17 protein-coding genes are annotated in these 21,549 nt (G+C 50.5%); 7 read left to right on the forward strand and 10 right to left on the reverse strand.

Translation table 11 applies throughout. The annotated features are described in order from the left end of the window. Positions 1–767 precede the first annotated feature (767 nt). Entirely contained in the window at positions 768–3,560 is a 2,793-nt protein-coding gene (locus H6F86_RS04365; RefSeq protein WP_190446884.1) for a tetratricopeptide repeat protein, read from the reverse strand. A gap of 382 nt (positions 3,561–3,942) precedes the next feature. On the opposite strand from H6F86_RS04365, the gene H6F86_RS04370 reads away from it, so the two are divergent. Continuing rightward, positions 3,943–4,506 carry a Uma2 family endonuclease gene (locus H6F86_RS04370; RefSeq protein ID WP_190446885.1) on the forward strand — a complete coding sequence of 188 codons (564 nt, stop codon included), beginning with the start codon at positions 3,943–3,945 and terminating at the stop codon, positions 4,504–4,506. A 146-nt stretch (positions 4,507–4,652) separates the two neighbouring features. On the opposite strand, the gene H6F86_RS04375 is transcribed toward H6F86_RS04370, so the two are convergent. From H6F86_RS04375 to H6F86_RS04385, 3 genes are all read right to left on the reverse strand, one after another. Continuing rightward, positions 4,653–5,297, reverse strand: a complete 645-nt coding sequence (locus H6F86_RS04375) for a hypothetical protein (protein ID WP_190446886.1) — start codon at positions 5,295–5,297, stop codon at positions 4,653–4,655. Positions 5,298–5,410: 113 nt separating this feature from the next. Then, positions 5,411–5,914 carry a hypothetical protein gene (locus H6F86_RS04380; protein ID WP_190446887.1) on the reverse strand — a complete coding sequence of 168 codons (504 nt, stop codon included), beginning with the start codon at positions 5,912–5,914 and terminating at the stop codon, positions 5,411–5,413. 191 nt (positions 5,915–6,105) lie between these two features. Next, positions 6,106–6,591, reverse strand: coding sequence for a DUF393 domain-containing protein (locus H6F86_RS04385; RefSeq protein ID WP_190446888.1), 486 nt, complete (start codon positions 6,589–6,591; stop codon positions 6,106–6,108). 241 nt (positions 6,592–6,832) lie between these two features. Here H6F86_RS04385 and pyrF point away from each other — a divergent pair, with 241 nt between their 5' ends. Together pyrF and H6F86_RS04395 are read left to right on the forward strand one after the other, a co-directional pair. After that, the gene (gene pyrF / locus H6F86_RS04390) at positions 6,833–7,561 is read left to right on the forward strand and encodes an orotidine-5'-phosphate decarboxylase (RefSeq protein ID WP_190446889.1); all 729 of its coding nucleotides are present in this window, start codon (positions 6,833–6,835) and stop codon (positions 7,559–7,561) included. Positions 7,562–7,591: 30 nt separating this feature from the next. Further along, a complete protein-coding gene (locus tag H6F86_RS04395; RefSeq protein ID WP_190446890.1) occupies positions 7,592–8,209 on the forward strand; it encodes a hypothetical protein in 618 nt (205 codons plus the stop codon). A gap of 83 nt (positions 8,210–8,292) precedes the next feature. On the opposite strand, the gene H6F86_RS04400 is transcribed toward H6F86_RS04395, so the two are convergent. Beyond that, entirely contained in the window at positions 8,293–9,216 is a 924-nt protein-coding gene (locus tag H6F86_RS04400; RefSeq protein ID WP_190446891.1) for a DUF2259 domain-containing protein, read from the reverse strand. Positions 9,217–9,520: 304 nt separating this feature from the next. Between H6F86_RS04400 and H6F86_RS04405 the strand changes: the two genes are divergently transcribed. Both H6F86_RS04405 and H6F86_RS04410 read left to right on the forward strand, forming a co-directional pair. Next, positions 9,521–10,255 carry a phosphoribosyltransferase domain-containing protein gene (locus tag H6F86_RS04405; protein ID WP_190446892.1) on the forward strand — a complete coding sequence of 245 codons (735 nt, stop codon included), beginning with the start codon at positions 9,521–9,523 and terminating at the stop codon, positions 10,253–10,255. A 353-nt stretch (positions 10,256–10,608) separates the two neighbouring features. Further along, positions 10,609–11,310, forward strand: a complete 702-nt coding sequence (locus tag H6F86_RS04410) for a uracil-DNA glycosylase (RefSeq protein ID WP_190446893.1) — start codon at positions 10,609–10,611, stop codon at positions 11,308–11,310. Between the two features lie 59 nt (positions 11,311–11,369). Here the strand turns inward: H6F86_RS04410 and H6F86_RS04415 are convergent, their stop codons facing one another. Continuing rightward, positions 11,370–13,148 (reverse strand): mechanosensitive ion channel, encoded by a 1,779-nt coding sequence (locus H6F86_RS04415; RefSeq protein WP_190446894.1) that lies wholly within the window; start codon positions 13,146–13,148, stop codon positions 11,370–11,372. Between the two features lie 296 nt (positions 13,149–13,444). On the opposite strand from H6F86_RS04415, the gene H6F86_RS04420 reads away from it, so the two are divergent. After that, a complete protein-coding gene (locus tag H6F86_RS04420) occupies positions 13,445–13,900 on the forward strand; it encodes an SRPBCC family protein (RefSeq protein ID WP_190446895.1) in 456 nt (151 codons plus the stop codon). Between the two features lie 105 nt (positions 13,901–14,005). On the opposite strand, the gene H6F86_RS04425 is transcribed toward H6F86_RS04420, so the two are convergent. Both H6F86_RS04425 and H6F86_RS04430 read right to left on the reverse strand, forming a co-directional pair. Continuing rightward, positions 14,006–14,932: a HAMP domain-containing sensor histidine kinase gene (locus H6F86_RS04425; RefSeq protein WP_190446896.1), complete on the reverse strand. Its 927-nt coding sequence runs from the start codon at positions 14,930–14,932 to the stop codon at positions 14,006–14,008. Positions 14,933–15,092: 160 nt separating this feature from the next. Next, entirely contained in the window at positions 15,093–15,710 is a 618-nt protein-coding gene (locus H6F86_RS04430) for an L-threonylcarbamoyladenylate synthase (protein ID WP_190446897.1), read from the reverse strand. Between the two features lie 385 nt (positions 15,711–16,095). Here H6F86_RS04430 and H6F86_RS04435 point away from each other — a divergent pair, with 385 nt between their 5' ends. Further along, positions 16,096–20,499, forward strand: a complete 4,404-nt coding sequence (locus H6F86_RS04435; RefSeq protein ID WP_190446898.1) for a PAS domain S-box protein — start codon at positions 16,096–16,098, stop codon at positions 20,497–20,499. 76 nt (positions 20,500–20,575) lie between these two features. Here H6F86_RS04435 and H6F86_RS04440 read toward each other — a convergent pair whose 3' ends face one another. Continuing rightward, a complete protein-coding gene (locus tag H6F86_RS04440) occupies positions 20,576–21,316 on the reverse strand; it encodes a DUF2993 domain-containing protein (RefSeq protein ID WP_190446899.1) in 741 nt (246 codons plus the stop codon). 34 nt (positions 21,317–21,350) lie between these two features. Continuing rightward, positions 21,351–21,527 (reverse strand): hypothetical protein, encoded by a 177-nt coding sequence (locus tag H6F86_RS04445; RefSeq protein ID WP_190446900.1) that lies wholly within the window; start codon positions 21,525–21,527, stop codon positions 21,351–21,353. Positions 21,528–21,549 lie beyond the last annotated feature (22 nt).

The following is a 21,549-nucleotide window of genomic DNA, read 5'->3' on the forward strand; positions in this document are numbered from 1 at the left end:
CAAGAAAATTAGTTTAGGCGATTAAGACCAGACCTATCTAGAGATTAGTTTTGAGAGAGAAAATTTAGTAGCTTAGATTACTTTTATTAAAGAGATACATCTACTAAAGCTCATATTCATTTTATGTTTGCAAGCCTGCTAGTCGCTTCGGCAACGAATTTAAGCGATCGCAAGCTAAAAATCTTGCAACGTGTACCCGTTTCTTGATTTTCGACAAGCATTTATTGATTTTGGGTTTGCATTCGTTGAATTTGCATAAGCATTCATTGATTTTAGGTTCGCGTTTCTTGAATTTGCATAAGTTTTACTTAATTCGGGTAAACGTTTCTTGATTTCGGGTCTAGGTTTGTTGATTTTGGGTTTAGGTTTGTCGATCTCAGCAACTAAAAAGCGATAAATCAATCAATTGACGGATAAACCAGAGCCTCAAGCGCTCAAAGCTTATGATAGTCGGCGCTCAATACATTTGCTATGACTGGTCACTAGAGATTCTGAGTGTTCACTGACGACCAACTGCGTCATACTGCGAGCTTGCAGCTAGGCAGTAGCGTTAATGGCGATCGCTATTGCCAGCAGTGCCAGCAATACAATCCTTTGCCAACACTCCCAAAGCATCTCTGTCAAAAGCATGGCAAAACTTGACCAGTCTACAACGATGTATTTTCTAGCCTGCGGTTTACCCTTTGACGAAACCGTAAGCCAACTTGGCTAGTAGGTTGCTATTAAACCGATCGTAGCCTTACGTCAATTGCTGAAACGCTTGCTTTCTAGCCACCAACTAATTTCTGGAACCAATCGTCGTTTAAGAGTTCATCGAAGGCAACATCTTCCCTCGCCTCCTTGCGGTAGCTGCGATTAAATTCGATCGCTTTTTCCAGGCTTTCTAACGCAAAATCAGCTTCACCAAGAAACGCATGGCTAACGGCACGGTTGTAGTAAGCGCTGGCATAATCTGGTTTCAAATCAAGTGCCTTGTTGAAACTAGCGATCGCATCTTTATGGCGACCTAGTTGAGCCAGGGCATAGCCGCGTTTATCCAGCGCTTTGTACGAATCAGGATTGAAGTGAATAACCTCATCAAACGAAGCGATCGCATCTTTATACCGTCCCAACGTTTCCAATGCTAGTCCACGATTCATCCACGCAACAGCATCATCTGGTTTAAACTGCACGGCACGATCGAACACATTAAAGGCATCTTCATGCCGTCGTAAAATGCCCAATGCTACCCCTTTGTTCACTAGGGCTTCGTGATAGTCAGGCTTATTATCTAATGCACTGTCGTAGGAAGCGATCGCGTGTTCATAGCGCTTGAGCCGCGCTAGGCTAATGCCTCGGCTAAACCAGGCTTTATCTTCTTTGGGCTTGAGTTTGAGCATGTGATCAAACGATTCGATCGCAGGTTCGTGGCGCTGGATTTTTTGCAGCACTAGCCCCCGTTGATACCAGATATCGGCATTGTCTGGCTGGAGTTCCACAACTTTGTCATAGCGCAAAATAGCGGCTTCATGATTTCCTTCAGCAAAGAGTTCGTGCCCTTGACTGATGTACTTATTCACATCAATAAAAAGCTCAGGACGGTTTGCTTTCAATAGTTCAAGTTGTCCTACCAAGTCTTGCAGTTTTTGTTGCAGCGTAGCAACCGCTTCTTCAGAAACGGGTGAGGCTTCTGCTAGCTGCTTGAGGATATCATCTTTCTGAGTTTGAGCTTCTGTCTGGAGTGCCGTAAGTTGGGTTGTGAGTTCAGACTGCAATGTTTCGATCGTTTGCAACCCGTCATCTTTTTGTTCTGAAACGGTTGCTTTAAGTTCAGAAATTTGAGCCGTAAATTCGGCTTCTAACGTTTCAAGTTCTGCCAGAATACGATCGCGTTTTTGTTGCGTTTGCTGTTGGGCATCTAACTGAAAACCTGCAATTTGGGGTGTGAGTTCAGTCTTAATCTGTTCTAAATCACTCAAGATCGTTTGCTTTTGATTCTGAGCGTCCGTTTGCAGCGTTGTTAAGGTCTCTGTGAATTCTCGATCAACCGCTTCCAGCTTTTGCATGAGGCGATCGCGCTGTTGTTCAACATCGGTCGTTAAGGCTGAAAGCTGCGGCGAAAAGTCGGCTTGCAGTTGTTCTAGATGTTCGAGAATGCGATCTTTTTGCTGCTGGGCGATCGCTTGCAAATCAACCAGTTGCGCCGTAAATTCTCGTTCCGATGCTTCCAATCGCTGAAGCACTTGCTCCTGCCTCTCTTGCACATCCAGACGAAAATTAGACAGTTGCGGTGTCACATCAGCTTGAAGCTGCTCCAGGTTTTCGAGAATGCGATCTTTTTGTTGATTAGCAATCGCCTGTAGCTCGACTAACTGGGTGGCAAACTCGCGTTCCGAAACCTCTAGCCGTTCCAAGACGCCACTTTGCCGTTGTTGAGCCTCAGACTGAAGCTGTTCTAGACGTGGCGAAAAACCAGCTTTTTCTTGTTCTAACTGTTCTAGAATGCGATCGCGCTGCTGCCTTGCAGACAGTTGCAGATCAAGCAATTGATTCCCAAAGTCACGTTCGGCTCCTGTTAGCTTTTGTAGAATCGCCTGCTGTCGCTCTTGTGCCTCGGCCTGCAGTTGAGACAATTGCGGTGCAAAGTCAGCCGTCAGCGTCTCTAGCCCTTCGAGGCTGCGATCGCGCTGTTGCTTGACGGTTAACTGCAACTCAGCCAATTGCTCGGCAAATGCTCGTTCTGATGCCGCTAAGGCTTGCAGTGTGTACTCTTTTTGCTGCTGCACATCAGACTGTACTGCGTCTAGATGCGGCTTCACATCTGTTTTGAGCTGCTCCAGGTGCCCAATCATGAGCGTTTGCTGGGCAACAGCCGCTGCCTGAAGTTTGGCAAGGTGGGCGGCAAACTCCTGTTCTGACGCTGCCAGTTGTTCGAGTGCGGTAGTCTGCTGCTGCTCAATGTCTGACTGCAAACTCGTAAGCTGTGCTGCAAGAGTGATGCCCAAGTCCTCTAGTGCTTGCTTGGATGTGACAAGCTGCGTTGCCAGATCAGCCAGCATTTTGGTTTTAGACTGCGCCAAGTCAACGATCAAGCTCGACAGTGTATCGCGCTCCTTCGCTACGTCTTGCTGAAACTGCTCGGCTTCCTCGGCAACATCATCTGCGATCGTTTCGACTTCCTCCAGAATGGTCTTCGCATTCTCCCTGGTTTTGGTAATCTGGCTTTCAAGTTCTTGCAAACCCTCTAGCTGCTCTTTGGCACGGGTAGCAATCTCTTGAATCACCGCACGACGCAACAACCATAGCGCCGCGATCGTCGCTGCCAACAGCACAATCAAAATGCCCAGCAACACATTGAACAGGGTTGTCATGCGCGCCAGGGAACGATCGCTGCTACTCTGCGATGGTGCTGACGGTGTATCTGTTTGTAGCTGCGCCAGTGGCAGTGTTTGACTCAGAGATCGTTCAGAGGGGGACGATCGCACAGGTTGCACCGTGGCACCCAGCGAGAGCAACAAGACCGAGAGCGTGATCCCACTTTGGGACAAGAAAGCGAGAACTTCTGGGTGTTGGCGCTTCATCGAGAATCATCCTTAGCTGGCAGTCGATGGTTGCAGTATATCGAAGACGGTGCCGAGCCGTTGCTCGTCTTCATCCAGAGTAATCAAAATTCGGTATGGTAGTCTACCGACAAAGTTTTGCAACGGTCAGCAACTCGCACTCTCATAGCAAAAGGATGAAGGATAAAAGATGTAGCTTGCTTCCGCTCTGCGGTAGGATGAATCGAAATCCTTGCTCAAAGGAAGTTTCAAGGTTTAGTCTGTCCTAACGTTCTCTTCGACTGCCATATCAATAAACTCTAAGTCTGTACCAGCGCAATGTTTAATTACGACAGCAACCCAAGACATTTGTAAAATAAAAAGTAGAGTAGCGCTAACGTACTCCTCTTAGGGGAGTCTTAAAATGGTACAAACTCCTACTAAAAACCTGACGCTAGAAGAGTTTTTACAGTTGCCGGAGACTGAACCCGCTAGCGAGTACCTTGATGGGCTTATCATCCAGAAACCAATGCCACAAGGGGAGCACAGTGCAATTCAGACTGAATTAGCACCTGCAATTAACCTGGTCGTCAAGCCTAACCATATCGCACGGGCTTTTATAGAATTACGCTGTACTTTTGGTGGACGCTCCACCGTACCAGATCTTGCTGTATTTCTGTGGGATAGAATTCCACGCAAGGAAAGTGGTGGAGTCGCCAACGTTTTTCCCCTTGCGCCCGATTGGACGATCGAAATTTTTTCACCTGATCAGAGCCAGACTAAAGTAACCAAGAATATTCTGCATTGCCTCAAGCATGGCACTCAGATGGGATGGCTGATTGATCCAGATGAGCAATCTGTGTTTGTTTACCGACCGGATCAACCGACTACTGTTTATGATGAACCGGGGGCACGCTTACCAGTGCCAACCTTTGCTACTGACTTTAACCTTACGGTAGAAAGGTTATTTAGCTGGTTGATGGAATGAGTTTAGAGATACCTATCTTGCGATCGCTTCAAGCTAACGCTCGACACCATTGAACTCACATTGATTTTTCAACTACGTTGCCCTACTGGCAATCTTGAGTTGGGCACCAAATGTAAGCGTGTTTTAATCAGTCCTAAGCCTTGCAGTTAGTTACCAGCAACGACATTAAGCTTGGTGCCTTTCTCGGTAATGACCTTGAGCGGTAGGGTCGATTGCGACTCACGACGCGGAAACTGGATGAACTGCACTCCTGATTGAGCAGGCTGCACAACCATCACGTATTGCTTACCCGTCCATTGCACACGAGTAACGCGATGAGATAGCACCCATACTTCCGCTATTTTGCCAGTGTTAATCTGAGTGACATCCGTCGAGTCATAGCACTTCCAGAGCGTATCTTCCACCGTCCACAGCCCTGACAAGTAGATGGGTTCCATCCGCAGACTTAGACCATATTGTGTAAATGAGAAGATCTCTTGCTGCCAAAAGCGCTGAGACAGAGCCTTAAGCTGTGGGCTAGCCCTGTTACCCTCGTAACGAGGCAAACTCTGAAGTTTCTTCATTTGATCTGCCTGGGTCGGACGTGCCCACGTTTGCGCCTCGCCGCACACTTTAAAGGGAATGTCTGCGACGGGCTGCGCTGCGATCGCGATCGCACCTGCTGGTGGCGCTTTCGTATTTGACACAGGCGGCACTTTCGTATTCGACTGCGCTGTCACTGCCAGCCCAACACCACCGCTAGTCAAAGCGAGCAAACTGCACCAAATGAGCTTCTGAGACAAATAAAACATGACGGCTCGCACCAAAAAAACGGGTGCGCTTAAAGGTAACTACTGGAAGGTGACTATAGAGGTATGACTGCGAGCGACCGTGACGAACTGTGACTGAAATCGTTGCAGTGTGACTAATCGGTGCCGCCCCAGCTCCAAAAGGGGTTGCCGTTACGAACGCCCTTGCGGAGGATAGCGGTTGTCAGCTGGTTAGCATCACTCATGCCCGTCATGTCGAGGATGAGATACACTTTGCCACCATTGAATCTAAGACGCAGGTAAGAGTGAGTCAGATACGCTTCGCCATCATTCTTTACAATGCGGGCAGTAGCTTTACACTTTTGGTAGGCAGGCTTAAGGGTGCCTACCCAGGTCACGCTAAAGTCATCAGCGGCAGCAATGGCAAACCGATCAGCTAACTGGCTCAGATTGGCACTGCCGTTGATCGCATAGCTGCCCTCGCGGTAAGGCTGCGGCTGTTCCATCAAAGTTACTTTCTCAGGACAACGAACCGTTTGAGGCTCTTGGCGATCGATCGATCGATACACCTGCATCTCAATCTTCCCTGCTTGTGCGGGTGCTGTTGGCACAAGTGCCAAAGCTGCGATCCCAACCCCAACTAGCCACTGCTTCTTCACAACTAACCTACCTTTTTCGCCACAGACTGTTATCTACACTACGAACGAGCGCCCCTCCGGGTGAAGATTTTAGTCGCTGGATCGGTAGACAGTGCTGCTTCACAAGTCACAGTACACTTATCTGTGCCAAATCTGTGATCGATCCCCAGTATTTTCGGAGCAACCAGGAATCTTTTTGAAGCAAATTGGGTTTAGAGGCGGCAACGATCGGGCAAGTTACATGCAAGACGCTGCTGACGTGCAGCTACAACAGTCGCCAGATTAGCGCGTCCGGTCAACGGCAACCGCCAATCCGCCCAAACACCATATGCAAAATCGACGATCGCCCCAATCACCGGCAGTTTAGTTGCGGCATAGACCCAACCCATGCCCAGCACCTCATAGACGCGGCGAAACACTTCGACATTCTGAATCACTGCGCCATCGGGCAAGACGGCATGGATGCGTCCCATAGCAGTTTCAAAGTCAACGCCGCCATGCGCGGCTGGATTATAGCGATCGTCAGCAATATCCACAAAGGCAACTAACCCACGACCGGCATCTCGCTTCTGTAGAAAGTTAACTTCTCGCAGGCATAGCGGACACTCGCCATCGTAGAGCAGCTTGATTTGCCAGGACGGTGCAGCATCTAAAGGCGGAGTATCTTTCAAGGTGTCCTGGTCAATATGGGAGGTCATAGAGCAAGTCTCAACGAAGCAGTTTTGTGAGAATAACAGTTCCCTCTTCCATTATATGAAGAAAAGTAAATGCTCCTCTCAGCAACGGTGAGAAAGATGAGCCGCTTCGTAGAGTTCTTTAAGCAACGACGTACCTTAGAACAGTAATCAGTGTTTCTCTTGCGTCTCTAACCGTTGATCTCTGACTGCTGATCGCTGACCGCTAGCTGTAAACTGGACTCGTTGAGTGAGTTGAGCCACTGTGTCTGTTGCAGAGCGCGTGATTGTACCGCTGGATGTGTCGAGTGAGCGTGAGGCGATCGCGCTGGTTGAACAGTTACCGCAAGTTACCTTTTGGAAAGTTGGCTTAGAACTCTTTGTCAGCAGCGGACCCAATATTTTAACGGCACTGAAAGCGCGGCAGAAACGGATCTTTCTCGATCTAAAGTTTCACGATATTCCTAACACCGTGGCAGGTGCCTGCCGTGCAGCAGCGCGTCATGGGGTCGATTTGGTAACGCTACACGCGACCAATGGCAAGGAGGCATTGCAAGCCGCTCAGATGGCAGCAGAGGCAGGCGCAGCAGAGACAGGGATCGATCCCCCGAAGCTGTTGGCAATTACGCTGCTGACCAGTTTGACAGCGCGATCGCTCGCCTTTGACCTTAAGGTTCCTCTGGAACTACCAGAGTATGTGCTGCACATGGCACTCCTAGCACAGGAGAATGGGTTGGCAGGAGCCGTCTGCTCACCACAAGAAGCTGCGTCACTACGACAGATCTGCGGCAATGATTTTCTGCTGATCTGCCCTGGTGTGCGACCTACATGGGCAGAGGCAAAAGATCAGCGGCGCACCGTTACACCAGCCGCAGCCTTAAAAGCTGGTGCAGATTATCTGGTGATTGGTCGACCCATTACAGCAGCAGCAGATCCCGTGGCAGCGTTCGAGCGCATCTGTGAGGAACTGGCAACGCTAGTAGAGAAGGGATAGAGCCTCAAGGTAATGGAGTGTAAGGTGTAGGTGGCTGTCGATCGGGTAACAGTAGTGAAGCAGAATCGAACGTTCGGGACGATCGCAATCGGGCTTGGCAGCGCTGCACTTTTGGCAGCACCAGCAGGAGCAATCATGGGCGATCGCACCCCACTCCCCACTCTCCACTCCCCACTCCCTACTCCCTACATCGCCCAGAAATTTACCTGTCCCGCCACGCTGGAACCACTAACAACTGCAATGCTGCGGGATTTACCCGGCTACATTAACCGCTCCACGGTTCGGTTAGTGCCACGAAAAACCGCGCCAATCTATGCAATCATTGCCAGCCAGCCAGATTTTACGCCGTTACCGACCAATGCCAGCGAAGACCAGAGCCTGCCTGATGACAACCTGCATCAAATTTTCTTCACTGTGCTGGAGCGGCAGTATGTAGGCAAGGGTGTCGCAGAGTTTCAGCAGTTTCACTGGCTGTTTTTAGCCCGCACTACTGGCGGCTGGCGGCTAGCACTGTTGTTCTCCCAAATTGGCGGTTATCCTGTCGATCGCCAACCCGTCACGCCTCCCCGCGAAAGCAGCCAGAGTGTTACGGCAGACGCAATTCGATCGTGGCTACGCAACTGTGAAGCAGGATCAATCAAGGTCTGATTGATGCAGAAGAGATAAGGCTAAAGGCTAATTTTTTAGATTTCATCCTTTAGCCCTTATCCTTTCCTCCCCACCTCTTACTGCTAGAGCGCAAAACCCTGGATGAGAGTTGATCCCAGGGTGCCTTCAAAGGTCGGTTTTGTTGTGGTAATGAGCACAGCCACTCGTTTACCATCGGGTGAGAGTGTCACCTTACGAATGGCATAGTCCATGATATTGGTGCGGAAATTGCTAAGGGAATCGAGCGATCGCTGCTGTCCGTCGTAGCTTACCTCAAGCTGCATCGCGGCTTTATCCTGGGCACTGGTTTGGCGCAGCCGCAGTTGTAGCCGTGGGCTAGTATCAGTGGGTTTCACTGTCACAGTTTCGGTGCCATCAGCGGCACGTGCGCGTGACAGAATCGGCAAATCCACCCCTGCGACGGGTGGCGTAAGGTTTAAGTCTTGCCGTACTTTCCAGGTTTGCTTCAACAACGCGGTTTCGGCTTCGGCAATCTCTGTTGCTGCCTCTTCTTCGCCATAACGTGTTTCGATGCAGCCATTTTCCACACAGCGGTTAGAGGCAACATTCACAAGCTGTAGCGCGGCTTTGGGGATGCCAGCACCCGTATCCCGTGAGCTTTCTAGATAGATGAAATAGTTGCCATCCGTCGAAAAACCCGCCATGCGAGGGGTTGCCTGAAAAGTGGGTACGACTGCTAGCCGAGGCTTGGCTGCTGGCTGAGTCGCGATCGGCACTTGCGGTTTAACGGCTAGCTCGTTGACTGGTTCGCTAACAGGCGCAGGGTCGATCCCAGGCGCTTGACCCACAGGTTCTGTTTCAGGCAGTGAGCGAACTGGAGAAGTAGCAGACGGTAGCGGTGACGGCGTAGGGAAGCTTTCAGATGGGGTCGCGATCGGGCTGGGCACTTCGGACAACTGCATGGGAGGCGGAGCCTGCGAACACGCAGCTAAAAACACCAATGTCAGAGAGGGAAGCCAGCGACGCGCTTGAGGTTGTTGCCACATAGGAGTAGAGGTGCCAAAGAAACAGGAAACACAGACTATTGGCTTTATGTGTCGCGGTTAGGAGAACTCGCCATGTTTGTGATAGTAAGCAAATACGCTGTGCCTAGAGGCGATTCCGGAGACTGGACTACTACCATTTTACTAATGACGATTGGCAGAAGCGTCCTCCGCTTCAACCCGTGTTAAAGGGAACTGGGTGCAAAAACACTGCGCCAGCGTTTGAACAAAAATAGTGTTGACATAGCCGACTAAGGAAAATCAGTCATCATAAAAGTAGATTCTGCAATGGATTAAAGGGGGTGTGATGTCACTTCTACCATTTCAAAACGCTAGCTCGACTCTGCGCTTTGCTGATCGCCATGAAGCAGGCGAAAAACTGGCGCAGGCTGTTTTACAGCAAGTAACACAGCTTGAACTGACAGCAAAGTTTGTCGTTTATGCACTGCCGAAGGGGGGGCTGCCGATCGCGCAACCGATCGCGCAACGGTTGGGTTGCCCGCTAGATGTAATTGTGGCGAAAAAAATTACCCGTCCTGATAATCCCGAACTAGCGATCGGCGCTGTAACAGCCGATGGCTACGTTGTTTGGGATAGCCAACGCCATAGCAATGCAGCCGTATCCAATCACAGCAACACGCTAAAGAATCAACAAGACACGATCGGAGCGCTAACGTCAGCACACCAGGACGACGTGGCGTTACAAGAGGCTCATGCCCATGCTCAAGCGCAGCTAGAGGAACTTTCGCCCAACAGCCCTCAATTCAGCGCACACGGCGCGATCGCTCTTTTAGTAGACGATGGCATTGCGACAGGTATGACAATGGCAGCCGCGATCGAAGCCGTGCGAGCACAACAGCCTGCCCAACTTTGGATCTGTGCGCCTGTAGCACCTGCTGAACTCATGCCGTTCTTACATACTTACGGTGATCGTGTCATTATCCTGGCAACGCCACATCCCTTTTACAGCGTCAGCCGCTTCTACAAAGCCTTTCCTCAAGTGACGATGGCAGAAGCCGCTGCATATCTGCAAGGCACCTAGCAAGACTCAGGCGAATGCAATACCCCTTAAAGAACAAAGGGTTCTTACTGCTATTGAGACAAGGGGTGAAGAAGTGAAGGAACAAAGGGTTCTCACCGCCATCGAGGTTATTGATTGCTCTCAGTTACAACCCCACTCATTTAATTGTCTACCTTCACCCTTCTTCTCTTTACCTTTCCACCCCTTCACCTCTTTACCCTTCTTCTCTCCTGATCCCAAATTCTCCTCAGCCTGGTCGAACCCTAAGCGATTACCCTAGAATTTAGAGGACTCAGGAAAACGACCCCTGTCAAGGGGAATCAGACTCCTAACGAGCATCTACCCACCGCTCTACGCTTTTTTTTTGCAGATTCATGGCAACTGAAGACCAGATCAGCCTGTTTAACCTTCCTACCAGTAGCAGTGCTCCGCCGCCCCCAGACTTTGACCCAGAGCAAATTCCTACGGCTGCCAGAGTACCCATTCCTGCTGGCACCTATGAGACGATGGAGCAGATGCAGGCGCATTGCAATCGCTGCTTTCGTTGTGCGTTAGGACAGAGCCGCACCAATGCCGTTGTGTCGCGAGGCAGTATGCAGGCTCCCATTATGATTGTGGGTGAAGGACCAGGGCAAAACGAGGACGAGCAGGGCAAGCCGTTTGTTGGCAAATCAGGGCAGTTGCTTGACAAGATTCTGGCATCGGTCAACCTTAGTGCTGAACAGGATGTATTTATTTGCAATGTGGTGAAGTGCCGTCCACCAGAAAATCGTACGCCGACAACGGATGAAGCGGAAGCGTGCAAAGGCTACTTAATGGAACAGATCCGCCTTGTCAATCCAAAGATTATTTTGCTAACCGGTGCTACAGCGTTGAAGGGGCTGCTGGGCATCAAGCAAGGTATTACTAAGGTGCGAGGGCAATGGATTGAACAGGACGATCGCCTGTATATGCCGATTTTTCACCCAGCGTACCTGTTGCGTAACCAATCGCGCGAAAGAGGGCAACCAAAATGGTTGATGTGGCAAGACATTCAGGCGGTAAAAACAAGGCTTGATGAAATTCGGGGAGCATAAATATTAGATCCCCAACTTCTTTAAGAAGTTGGGGATCTAGAGCGTGCGATCGCGCAACGTTAACGGTTTTGCTTAAACGAGGCGAGCCACTCTCGCACTTGTTCACCAGCCGCATCACGACCACCTAAACCGAAGGCGATCGCGATCGCTACTGCCACCGCTCCCAAAAGCAACCCAAACGCAAGATTGACAATGTTGGGTGCAATGCCCATCTGCTGAAGCGCCATTGCCGAAACCAGCGCAATGATCGCCACCCGTGCCGTTTGCCCCAGAATTTTTGACTGGGGTGTATTGGAGCTACTGATGATGCTGAACGCGAGGTTTGCCAGATAAAGCCCGATCGCAAAGACAATCAGCCCTGCAAGAATTTGACCAAACACGGCGAGTAGTCCCACCACGATGGTTTTCAAGCCGGGGAAATTCAATACGTCGATCGCTGCCACCGCTGCAAACAGCACAATGCCAACTAACACAACAACACCGACAATTTCTGACGGTGTGCGCGTGGTCGTGGGTAGGCGTGGGGACGTTGGATCTTGGAGCGTTGTCGGGTCTCCCAGCGAGGGGCTAGGTGCCGAAGACCGGAAGCCAGGAGTAGAAGGCGTTGATTGAAGACCTAACCAGTTAAAAACGTTGTTAAACCCAATGCCGGTCAAAATGTTTGTGACTAGCTCCGCTACAAACTTGCCAATCACGTAGGCTGCAACCAGAATCAGCACCGCCGTAAAGATCTGAGGCAGCGCATTGAGAATTTGGTTCAGCATGGCTGTCGCTGGACCAGAAATCGAGGGAATCTGGAGCGCATCCAGTGCTGCTGTCGCCGTTGGAATGAGAATCAGCACATAGACGATCGTGCCGATAATCCAGGAAAGCGATTGCCCGCCACTGCTACGGCTCAAGCCAAAGCGTGCACCCAGGCGATCGGCTCCTGCTGCCGTCAGCAGGTTTGTGACAATACCGCGCACAATACGGGCAATGACCCAGCCGACCACACCAATCAGCACTGCTTTCAAGATTTTTGGCAGCGCTGCCAAGATCTCATTCAGCAAGTTTTGGACAGGCTGAAGTGGACCTTGCAAATCCAATACGCCTAAAATTAGCGGTAGAAAGAAGAGAAAAATGAGCCAATAAAGGGCAGTGCCCAGCGTTTCACTCAGCGAGAACTGCGTTTCTGTAGGCGCAGGAGCTGTCGTGCCGTACGCTGGCTCTCCGTAGTTTGGCGCTCCATATGTTGGCGCTGGCGTTGCAGGCGGCGGTGGCGGAGCTGTTTGCGAAAGCCGCTCGTCCAACCCAAAGCCCTGTGCGACCCGAGTCACCAGCGTTTTTGCTAGCGTTGCCAGTAACCAGGCGATCGCCACCAAAATGGCAGCCGAACCAAGCTTTGGTAGATAGGAAAAAATCTGATTCAGGAAGTTATTCAGCGGTTGAGAAACCGTTGTTAGATTCAGCGCATCTAAAAAGGCGACGGCTGCTACAACCGCAACGATCCAAAAAACAACGCTGGCAAGCACTTTCTCAATGGGAAACGGTTCACTGCCAGGGCGCTGCCCCATGATTGAAGCCGCAATCCGGTTGTCTATATCGGTTTTCTTGAGCAGACCACCGACTACCTTGCTTAGAATCAAAGCAACGAGCAAACCGACGACAAGAATAAGAATCGCCCCAAGCAGATTTAGCAAGGTGGGGCCTAACGACCCCAGCCCAAGTCCCGCTAAGAAGGGGGTAACAGGATTTGTTTCTACGGGTGCAGCCGACGGGGTCTGCGCCACTAAAGCACCTGAAAATATTAGCGTCTGTATCCCGGATACATACCCAAGTTGCTGCAAAATTTCGTTCATGGTTGCCTACATCACTCTCAAATTCGGCAGAAAACGTACAAAGATAACCTTTGGGTTAAGGTAACTGACTAGATGTATACCCCATAATCGTTAACATCTGAAGGCTAATTTGCGATCGCAGTTGTAGCGCAAGGGCTAATCAAACTGAAAGCAATCAAAGATCCAGTGGTAACAAATAACGCAGTGAAGCTAGAACTATCACTTAAGTTAGAGGCAGTCTTTCACGATATGCCTGTTTATTTCATCTGTCTTGATGAATAAGCTTGATGAGTATGAAAGCCTCGAAGAGAAAAAATATGCCTGAGCCGCAGGTCTTTGAACATTCCATTCAAATTGATGCCAGCGCCACCACCGTAGAACGATGCCTGACCGATCGCACTTTAATGCATCAGTGGCTTAATCCTGCTTTGCGCTGCGAACCGATCGATGAATGGTCGACAGAACTGGGTGGGCGTAGTCGCTTTGTGATTCAAGTCCCCGTTGTGCAGCCTGCACTTAACAGCGTGGTCGTGCAACGCGAACCCGGCTTGATTGTGTGGGAGTTCAACGGCTTCTTTAAAGGGCGCGATCGCTGGGAATGTAACCCTGAACTGCAAGGCACTCGCCTCCTCAACCGCTTTGAATTTGCGATCCCCAATCCACTCATCCGCTTCGGGTTCAATACCTTCGCCGCCACCTGGACTCGTGACGATATGCAAGCACAGCTACGTCGTCTTAAGCGCGTTGCTGAAACCGTTTATCGGAAAATGTAGAGGGAGTGAGGAGTAGGGAGGCTGGGGGAGCAGAGGAAGCAGAGGAAGTTTTGCTTATTAGTTCTGCCTCCTGCCTTCTGCCTCCTGCCTTCTGCCCCCACCTCTTCACTCTTCATCAGCCTCTACCAGAGGGAGCGAACACTGCATCCGCAGGCGTTGAGGTGCTACCTCGTGAGCAGGCGTTTCAGCACCTGTAGGCAACGCTAACACTGTCAGCGTTCCCTGCATCAGCGAAACTAGCATTTGGCTAGTGAGCAAATTTAGCCCTGGTGAAGGGACAGGCGTTGTGGTGTCAGCAGGAGTTTGTAGTAGATCAATGGGTTCACTAAGCGCAGGTGGCGGATCGCTATCAATCCAAATGTGGGCGTATCCCATTTCTGACGACATAGAATCGGATGATATAGAATCTGGCGCTACAGAAACAGAGATCTGAACGCTGCCTTCTTGCATTTGGGCGAGCGTCCCATCAACCAGATGCAGCAACACCCGCTGCAAGCGATGGGGATCGGCAAGAACGTACAGATCCGCCTCAGGCAGTATCACCTGGAGTTGGAGACTGCGATCGACTGCCTGAAGATACGTTAGGTCGTGTATTGTTTGCAGCAGTTCTGCTAGCTGGAGCGGCTGTATTTCCATGTTCAGCCTGCCATGCTCCAGCCTTGCCACATCCAGCACGGTATCTAAAACTTTGATCATTTTCAGCGCTGACTGATTTGCCTGTGCGATAAATGCCCGCTCCTCTTCAGGGTTATCGCACAAGTCTTCCAGAATAAGTTGCTGCATGCCAATCAGTCCATTGAGCGGCGATCGCAACTCGTGGGAGATACGCGCCAGAAAGCCACCCTTAAACTGACTTATTTCGGTCGCTAGCTGATAAGCCACTTGCAGCGATTGCAACTCTGGCTGGTCTGGCTCCATTGGGCAGTCAGGAAGCGCAGTCGATTCAACTACTGACAATCGCGGCGATCGCCAACGGATACTTAAACCCATCCCTAAACCCAATCCCAGCCATATCAGAGCCGTCCAGTCCATGACTTTACAGTGAAAGTGAATGCAGAGTATCGTCTCAGCAAAGCACACTCCCGTACTTTAGAGTGCCTCAATTTAGGTAAAAAGTGAGGGGAAACGCACAGGTGACAGGGTGAGAGGAGTTTTGAGTTTTGAATCGCCTTTAGCCTTTAGCCTTCAGTCCTTAGCCCTCACGCTCCAATCGCACTGCGCCCTGTCGCAAAATTTCCCAATCTTTGCCCGTCCAGCGGATGACCGTTGAAGCTACACCAGAGGGCTGGGGAGCGCGATCGGTTGGCACTAAAGCCTCCTCTTCTGAGGGCAGGAGGGTGAATACCCGCGGAAAGGCAACAGCAATTTCAGCCATTGTTTGCAAAGCGGGTTGACCAGAGCGATTAGCGCTAGTAGTGGCAAGGGCACCCGTTTGAGCAAGAATGGCGATCGCAACAGGATGATGAGGCACTCTCACGCCGATTGTCGTTGGTTGCGTTGGGTTCATGGTTGGCGGAACGCGATCGCTAGCGGGCAACACCAGCGTTAAGGCTCCTGGCAAGTACTGCTCGGCAATTTGCTGCCAGTGCTGACGTTCCGCAGGACTACCAGTGACATACAACCACAGTTCAGCGATCGTAGCTGCCATCAGAATCAATGGCTTATCGAGGTTGCGCTGCTTAGCAGCAAACACCAGATCGGCGCGATCGGGGCGGACGCCAAGTGCAGGCACAGTATCCGTCGGGAAACTGACCAGTGACTCGCCAGAGCGAACCTGAGCAACCAGCGTAGACAGTGAGACTTGAGGCATTCTGGACAACCGTTGTTGCAGATGTGTTGTAGATGAGAGCACTATAGCAACAAAGATTCAACGCGACGGAACCGCAATGTTCCTACGTTTAGCACAGAAGAATAAGGCAACGGCAACGTCTTTGGTCGAGCGTTAAAAAGTACTTTTTTCCTAACAAACAATTTTCAAGGCGAACGGTGTGTCTACATGAAGCAAACGTTAGAGCAGAGGGCACTCTATTTCTACAGCCTGTTTATCTTCTGTCCATTACCAAAGATCGGCGGGGTCGCTAGGAGATCCTAAAGCGCTTTTGCATCAAGCTCTGGCTCGATGGCAGAAGCTAATTAATGTTACAAAAGAGTCTAAGTATTTTGCTACGTTAGATGAACATATTGCAATACCGTGTATGAAAGCAGAACGCTTTAAGAGTCTGCGTAAATACTGTCGAGATGATGCCACATTTGAAGCGTTGCAACAGTCTCTTTGCGACCTCGAAACCTACCAGCAGCAACTCGAAACGCGACTGGAATCATCACAGCGCCAAAACCATGAGCATTCACAACAAGTTCTGTTTCAGGCATCGCTGCTTGATCAGGTTTGCCATGCGGTGATTGCAACCGATCGCAAGGGGCACATTATTTACTGGAATCGGTATGCTGAAGTACTGTTCCAGTGGCAAGCCGCTACGGTTAGCGGGCAAAACATTTACACCTTGCTCGTTGGCAAAAACGGTCAAAAAGTCGCCCGTAAACTGCTGACGCGCACAACAAAGGCAATCCCGTGGCGAGGTGAGCTGCTGTTGCAGCGCCAAGATGGGAGCCAGTTTTGGGCAGAAGTCATTAATGCTTTACTGCATGGTGCTGACGGACAGCCGAGCGGGTTTGTGGGGATCGCGATCGACATTACGGAACGCAAACAGGCACAAGCACTGCTAGAAATGCAGGCAGAAACGCTACACGCACAGATGCAGTTGTTGGATCTAACCAACGACGCGATGATGACGTTTAGCCTGAATGGCGCGATTTCGTTCTGGAACCGAGGCGCACGTGAGCGCTACGGTTGGACAACCATCGAAGCGCTAGGACAGAATGTTCACACTCTCCTGCAAACTCAATTTCCCCGATCGCTCAAGCAGATTAAGGCGCAGTTGCTGCAAGAGGGACGTTGGGATGGCGAGATTATGCATACCCATCGCAACGGCACCACAAGCGTTGTAGCAAGCCATTGGGTACTACAACGCGATGAAAACGGTCGTCCACTGGCGATTCTGGAAACAAGTAGCGACCTTACCCAGCATAAACAAACAGAGGCAGCGCTCAAAACCGCGCACGAACAGCTAGAAGCAGACGTAGCCGCACGCACTGCTGAACTGGCACTGGCAAATGCCGCCCTGCAAGTCGAAATTGCTGAACGGCGGCAGGCAGAGGCAGCTTTGCAGCAAGCCGAAGCAAAATATCGCAGCATCTTTGAGAATGCGATCGAAGGTATTTTTCAGACCACGCTAGACGGACGGTATCTCAGCGCCAATCCAGCCCTGGCAAAGCTACATGGCTACGACTCGCCCGCTGACCTCATCACGCATTTAAGTGACATTCGACAGCAGCTTTATGTAGAGAGCAATCGACGCGACGAGTTTATCCGCCTGATGCAAACCAACGGCACCGTAGAGGAGTTTGAATCGCAGGTCTACCGCAAAGACGGCAGTACCATCTGGATTTCCGAAAACGCTCGTGCAGTCTTTAATGCAGAGGGTGAGCTGCTGTATTACGAAGGCACCAGCGAAGACATTACGGAACGCAAACAGGCAGAACTGGCGTTGCAGCAGAGCGAGGCACGGTATCGAGCGATCGTTGAAGACCAGACAGAAATGATCAATCGCTTTTTGCCCGATGGCACCATTACCTTTGTCAATGAAGCTTACTGCCGGGGGCATGGCAAAACTCACGCTGAACTGATTGGGCTAAACCTCATCTCGCTGGTGCCAGAAAGTATTCGGGAATCGCTGCAAGCAAAAATTGCTGCACTGAGCCACGAGCGCCCAGTGATCACAGCCGTTCAGCCCTTCATAACATTGGAGGGTGAATTGCGTTGGTATCAGTGGATCGATCGGATCATTTGTGATCCGCAAAGCAAGGTGGTCGAAATACAGGGAACAGGACGAGACGTCACCGAACAAAAGAACGCTGAGCAGGCACTGGGGGAAAGTGAAGCAAAAAACAGTGCCCTGCTACACCTGATCCCTGACTTTTGGATTCGGCATCATCGGGATGGCACCAATCTAGACTGCAAAACCGATCGAGCCAGTGAATTGGCACTGCCGCTTGACCAAATCATTGGCAGAAATTTTCAGGAGTATTTACCACAAGAAGTCGCACAGGAACGACTGGCATACATTGCAGAAACGCTGGCAACAGGCGAGGTACAGACCTTTGAGTACCCAATAGAAATCAATGGTGAATGGCGCGAACAAGAGTCGCGGATGGTGGTTTGTGGCAAGGATGAAGTGCTGGCTATCGAGCGCAATATTACCGAGCGAAAGCGCGCAGAACGGCAGCTTTATCAACAAACAGAGCGTGAGCGGCTGCTCAGTACGATCGCCCTTCGGATTCGACAATCACTCAACCTGGAAGAGATCCTCTATCGGACTGTGGCGGAAGTGCGCCAGTTTTTGCAGACCGATCGCGTCCTTATCTACCGCTTTGATGCAACCACCGAAGGCGTGTTGGTAGCAGATTCGGTTGCACCGATATGGGATGTCCGTACAGACAGCAATCTTCATCAAGTCTGGTATCGCGACCAGGCAGCAGTTTATGAGCAAGGAAAAACGTACGTTGTCAACGATTTCTCCCAGCAAGGGGTATCAGCTGACTACCTGACAATCATGCAGCGGTTGGCGATTAAAGCCAAGCTAGTTGTACCGATCCTGCAAAGTGAGCAGCTTTGGGGCATTTTGGCAGTGCATCAATGCTCTCAAGCCCGCCAGTGGCAGCCGTTTGAAATTGCCTTACTAGAGCAACTGGCAACCCAGGTCGCCATTGCCATTCAGCAAGCGCAACTGTTTACCCAGGTGCAGCAGCAGGCACAGCGCGAAAAGCTGCTCAACCAGATCAGCCAGACGCTTAACTCTAGCCTTGATGCCGACTATATCTTGCAAGAGATCGCCAATCTCACTGGCGAAGGCTTCAATGTCGATCGCGTGATGATTCTAACCATTACGAGCGAAGTGGAAGTTAGTCATGAATGGCGCACAAACGATCAGGTGATTTCGGAGCTTAGTTTTAAGGTGCCGCTAACAGACTTTCCTGATCTACTGAATTTAAGCTCTGACTTCCACCAACGTCGCTTCTTCCATGCACCTGATTACAATCGAGTAGCGCTAACCGCTGCCCGTAAACGTCAAATTGAGGAAGCGCAGGTACGCTCCGTACTCTCCTCTCCCATCTTGATTAGTGGTCAGCTTTTTGGGGCTATCTCACTCCATACCACAACCTGCTATCGCACCTTTACAGAAGAAGAAATTCAGCTACTCCAGCGCATTGCCGATCAGGCAGCGATCGCAATCTCTAACGCCCAAAGCTATGAGCGGCTAGAACACCTCGTCCAGCAACGCACGCAGGAACTAGAGCAAGAAAAGCGCCTCTCAGAAGCTGCTAACCGTGCCAAGAGCGAGTTTCTGGCAACGATGAGCCATGAGCTACGGACTCCGCTCAACGCTATTCTGGGCTTATCGCAACTGTTAGAGCAGCAAATCTTTGGTGAGCTAAACGCTAAGCAAGCTGAATATATCAGCCACATTCACAGCAGTGGCGATCACCTCCTCCTGCTAATCAACGATATTTTAGACCTGGCAAAAGTTGAATCCGGTCAAGACAACATCAATCCTATAGAAATCAATGTTTTAGAGCTTTGTACTTATTGTCTAACCCTCATGCGCGAGCAGGCGTACGATCGCGGCTTGCAGTTAATCAGTCAGTTTGACCATGCCGTTCACACCTGTTTTGCCGATGAGCGTCGCCTGAAGCAAATTCTCATCAACTTGCTCTCGAATGCGATTAAGTTCACGCCAACAGGTACCGTCTCCCTCATCGTTGCCAGACAGTCGCAGGGGGTTGCCTTTACAGTCGCAGACACCGGTATTGGTATTGCTGCTGACCAGATCCCACACCTGTTCATGCCGTTCTCGCAGCTTGATAGCCAGCTTAATCGTCAGTATGCCGGTACAGGGCTGGGGTTAGCGCTTTCTCGCAATCTTGCCCGACTGCATGGCGGCGATATTACTGTGACGTCGATCGAGGGTGAAGGTAGCCGCTTTACCCTTTATCTGCCAGATGCTCAAACAGCAGCCCCATCTCAGGTTGTGGCATCTGCGTCATCTATGCCCCAGGCACTTTACACCTCGTCCAAGACAGCGCACCGCATTCTCGTTGTAGAAGATGATCCCTGTAGTGCCATCGTGCTTCAAGATTATCTCCACGCACTAGGGCACCAGGTTGAGCATCTGCGTAATAGCGATCGTTTCTTAGAAACGGTGCAGCACTTACAGCCTCGCTTGATTTTGCTAGACGTACAGCTCACTAGCGATCGTACGGGTCTAGATTTGCTTGCCGCACTTCGCGCTCAACCAACGCTACAAGACATTCCAGTAATTATGGTGACAGCGATGGCGATGGCAGGCGATCGCGAAACATTCATCACAGCCGGAGCAAACGCTTACCTCAGCAAACCGATCGCCATTCCACAGCTTGAGTTGTTGCTATCACAATATTTGTGCGATCCAACAGAGCAGTTGCTTGAAAAACCTGACAGTTAAATTAGGAAGGCTAAATTAAGCACTACTAAGAAACCGGGTTTCAACTGCGTTCATCCTTTTGCTATTGACTGTGCGACTACAGCGAAGGCATTTGAGGAATATGAGCTTCAGTTTCAACCAATAGTTTGCCTGCTTGAATTTCCATACGTTTGACTTTAATTGCCATGCCTTCAATCTCGATGTAAGGCTGCGCTAACAGTTCCTTAAACGTTTGTAGAAGGGCGATCGTGAACTCGATTGAAAGAGCTTCCCCAGGTTCACAAACAAATGATTCTAAGCGTACAGGCTGCTGATCAGTACGGGGCAGAATTATTACTGCAAACCCAACCTGCCGTGTCGTTTCCCGCTCATGCAGAAGCGCAGTACCATCCAGTCCAATCTTGCCATCAGCCGGTAACGTTACTGCAACAGGTTGCCCAAGCTCTACAGTGACGGGTTCTCCTTCCACATTAAGCTTTAACGAAGGCAAGCGTTGGGTAACAGCTTCTGCCTGCATTGCTCGGTTCAAATCAGCTTCTGTCAAGGCAATCTGAGCCGTTGCATCAAGTGGTTGGTCTAACTTTAGTTGCCCCAGCAGAATGCTAAGCGGATTAAACGAAAGGCGATCGGTCTGTACCGCCATCTTGTCTACCCGAACATCCTGCACCACAACGCCCCGCCCGTTAATAGAGACAGAATCTGCCTTACCTTGAGCCGCTTTCAAGACATCCGTGCTGACATCAAGGTTTAAGTCTTCTGCCTCTTCTAACTGGCTAGACAAAGCTGCTTGGGCAGCCTGCGAAATGACCTGTTCATCTAAGCGGGGTTCTTTCGACATAGGTCTCAGCTTTTAGCACTTCAGTACTGATAGCTTAACGGCTGCTAGAAAACCATAAATCTGTAGCATGGCAGACATCGGGCGCAATAAATCTAGCGTAAGGGAAGTTTGACGCGATCAAAGCCCTTGAAACCATCAAGCGTGCCTTGAACATGGGGATCACGATCGCAATCTCCAGTTCACCGGCGCGTGTGGATAGGTCAAAGAACAAAATGAAGCCTCTTTCGATCGAG

Origin of the sequence: Phormidium sp. FACHB-592, assembly GCF_014695795.1 — a bacterium.
Taxonomy (GTDB): domain Bacteria; phylum Cyanobacteriota; class Cyanobacteriia; order Leptolyngbyales; family Leptolyngbyaceae; genus Stenomitos.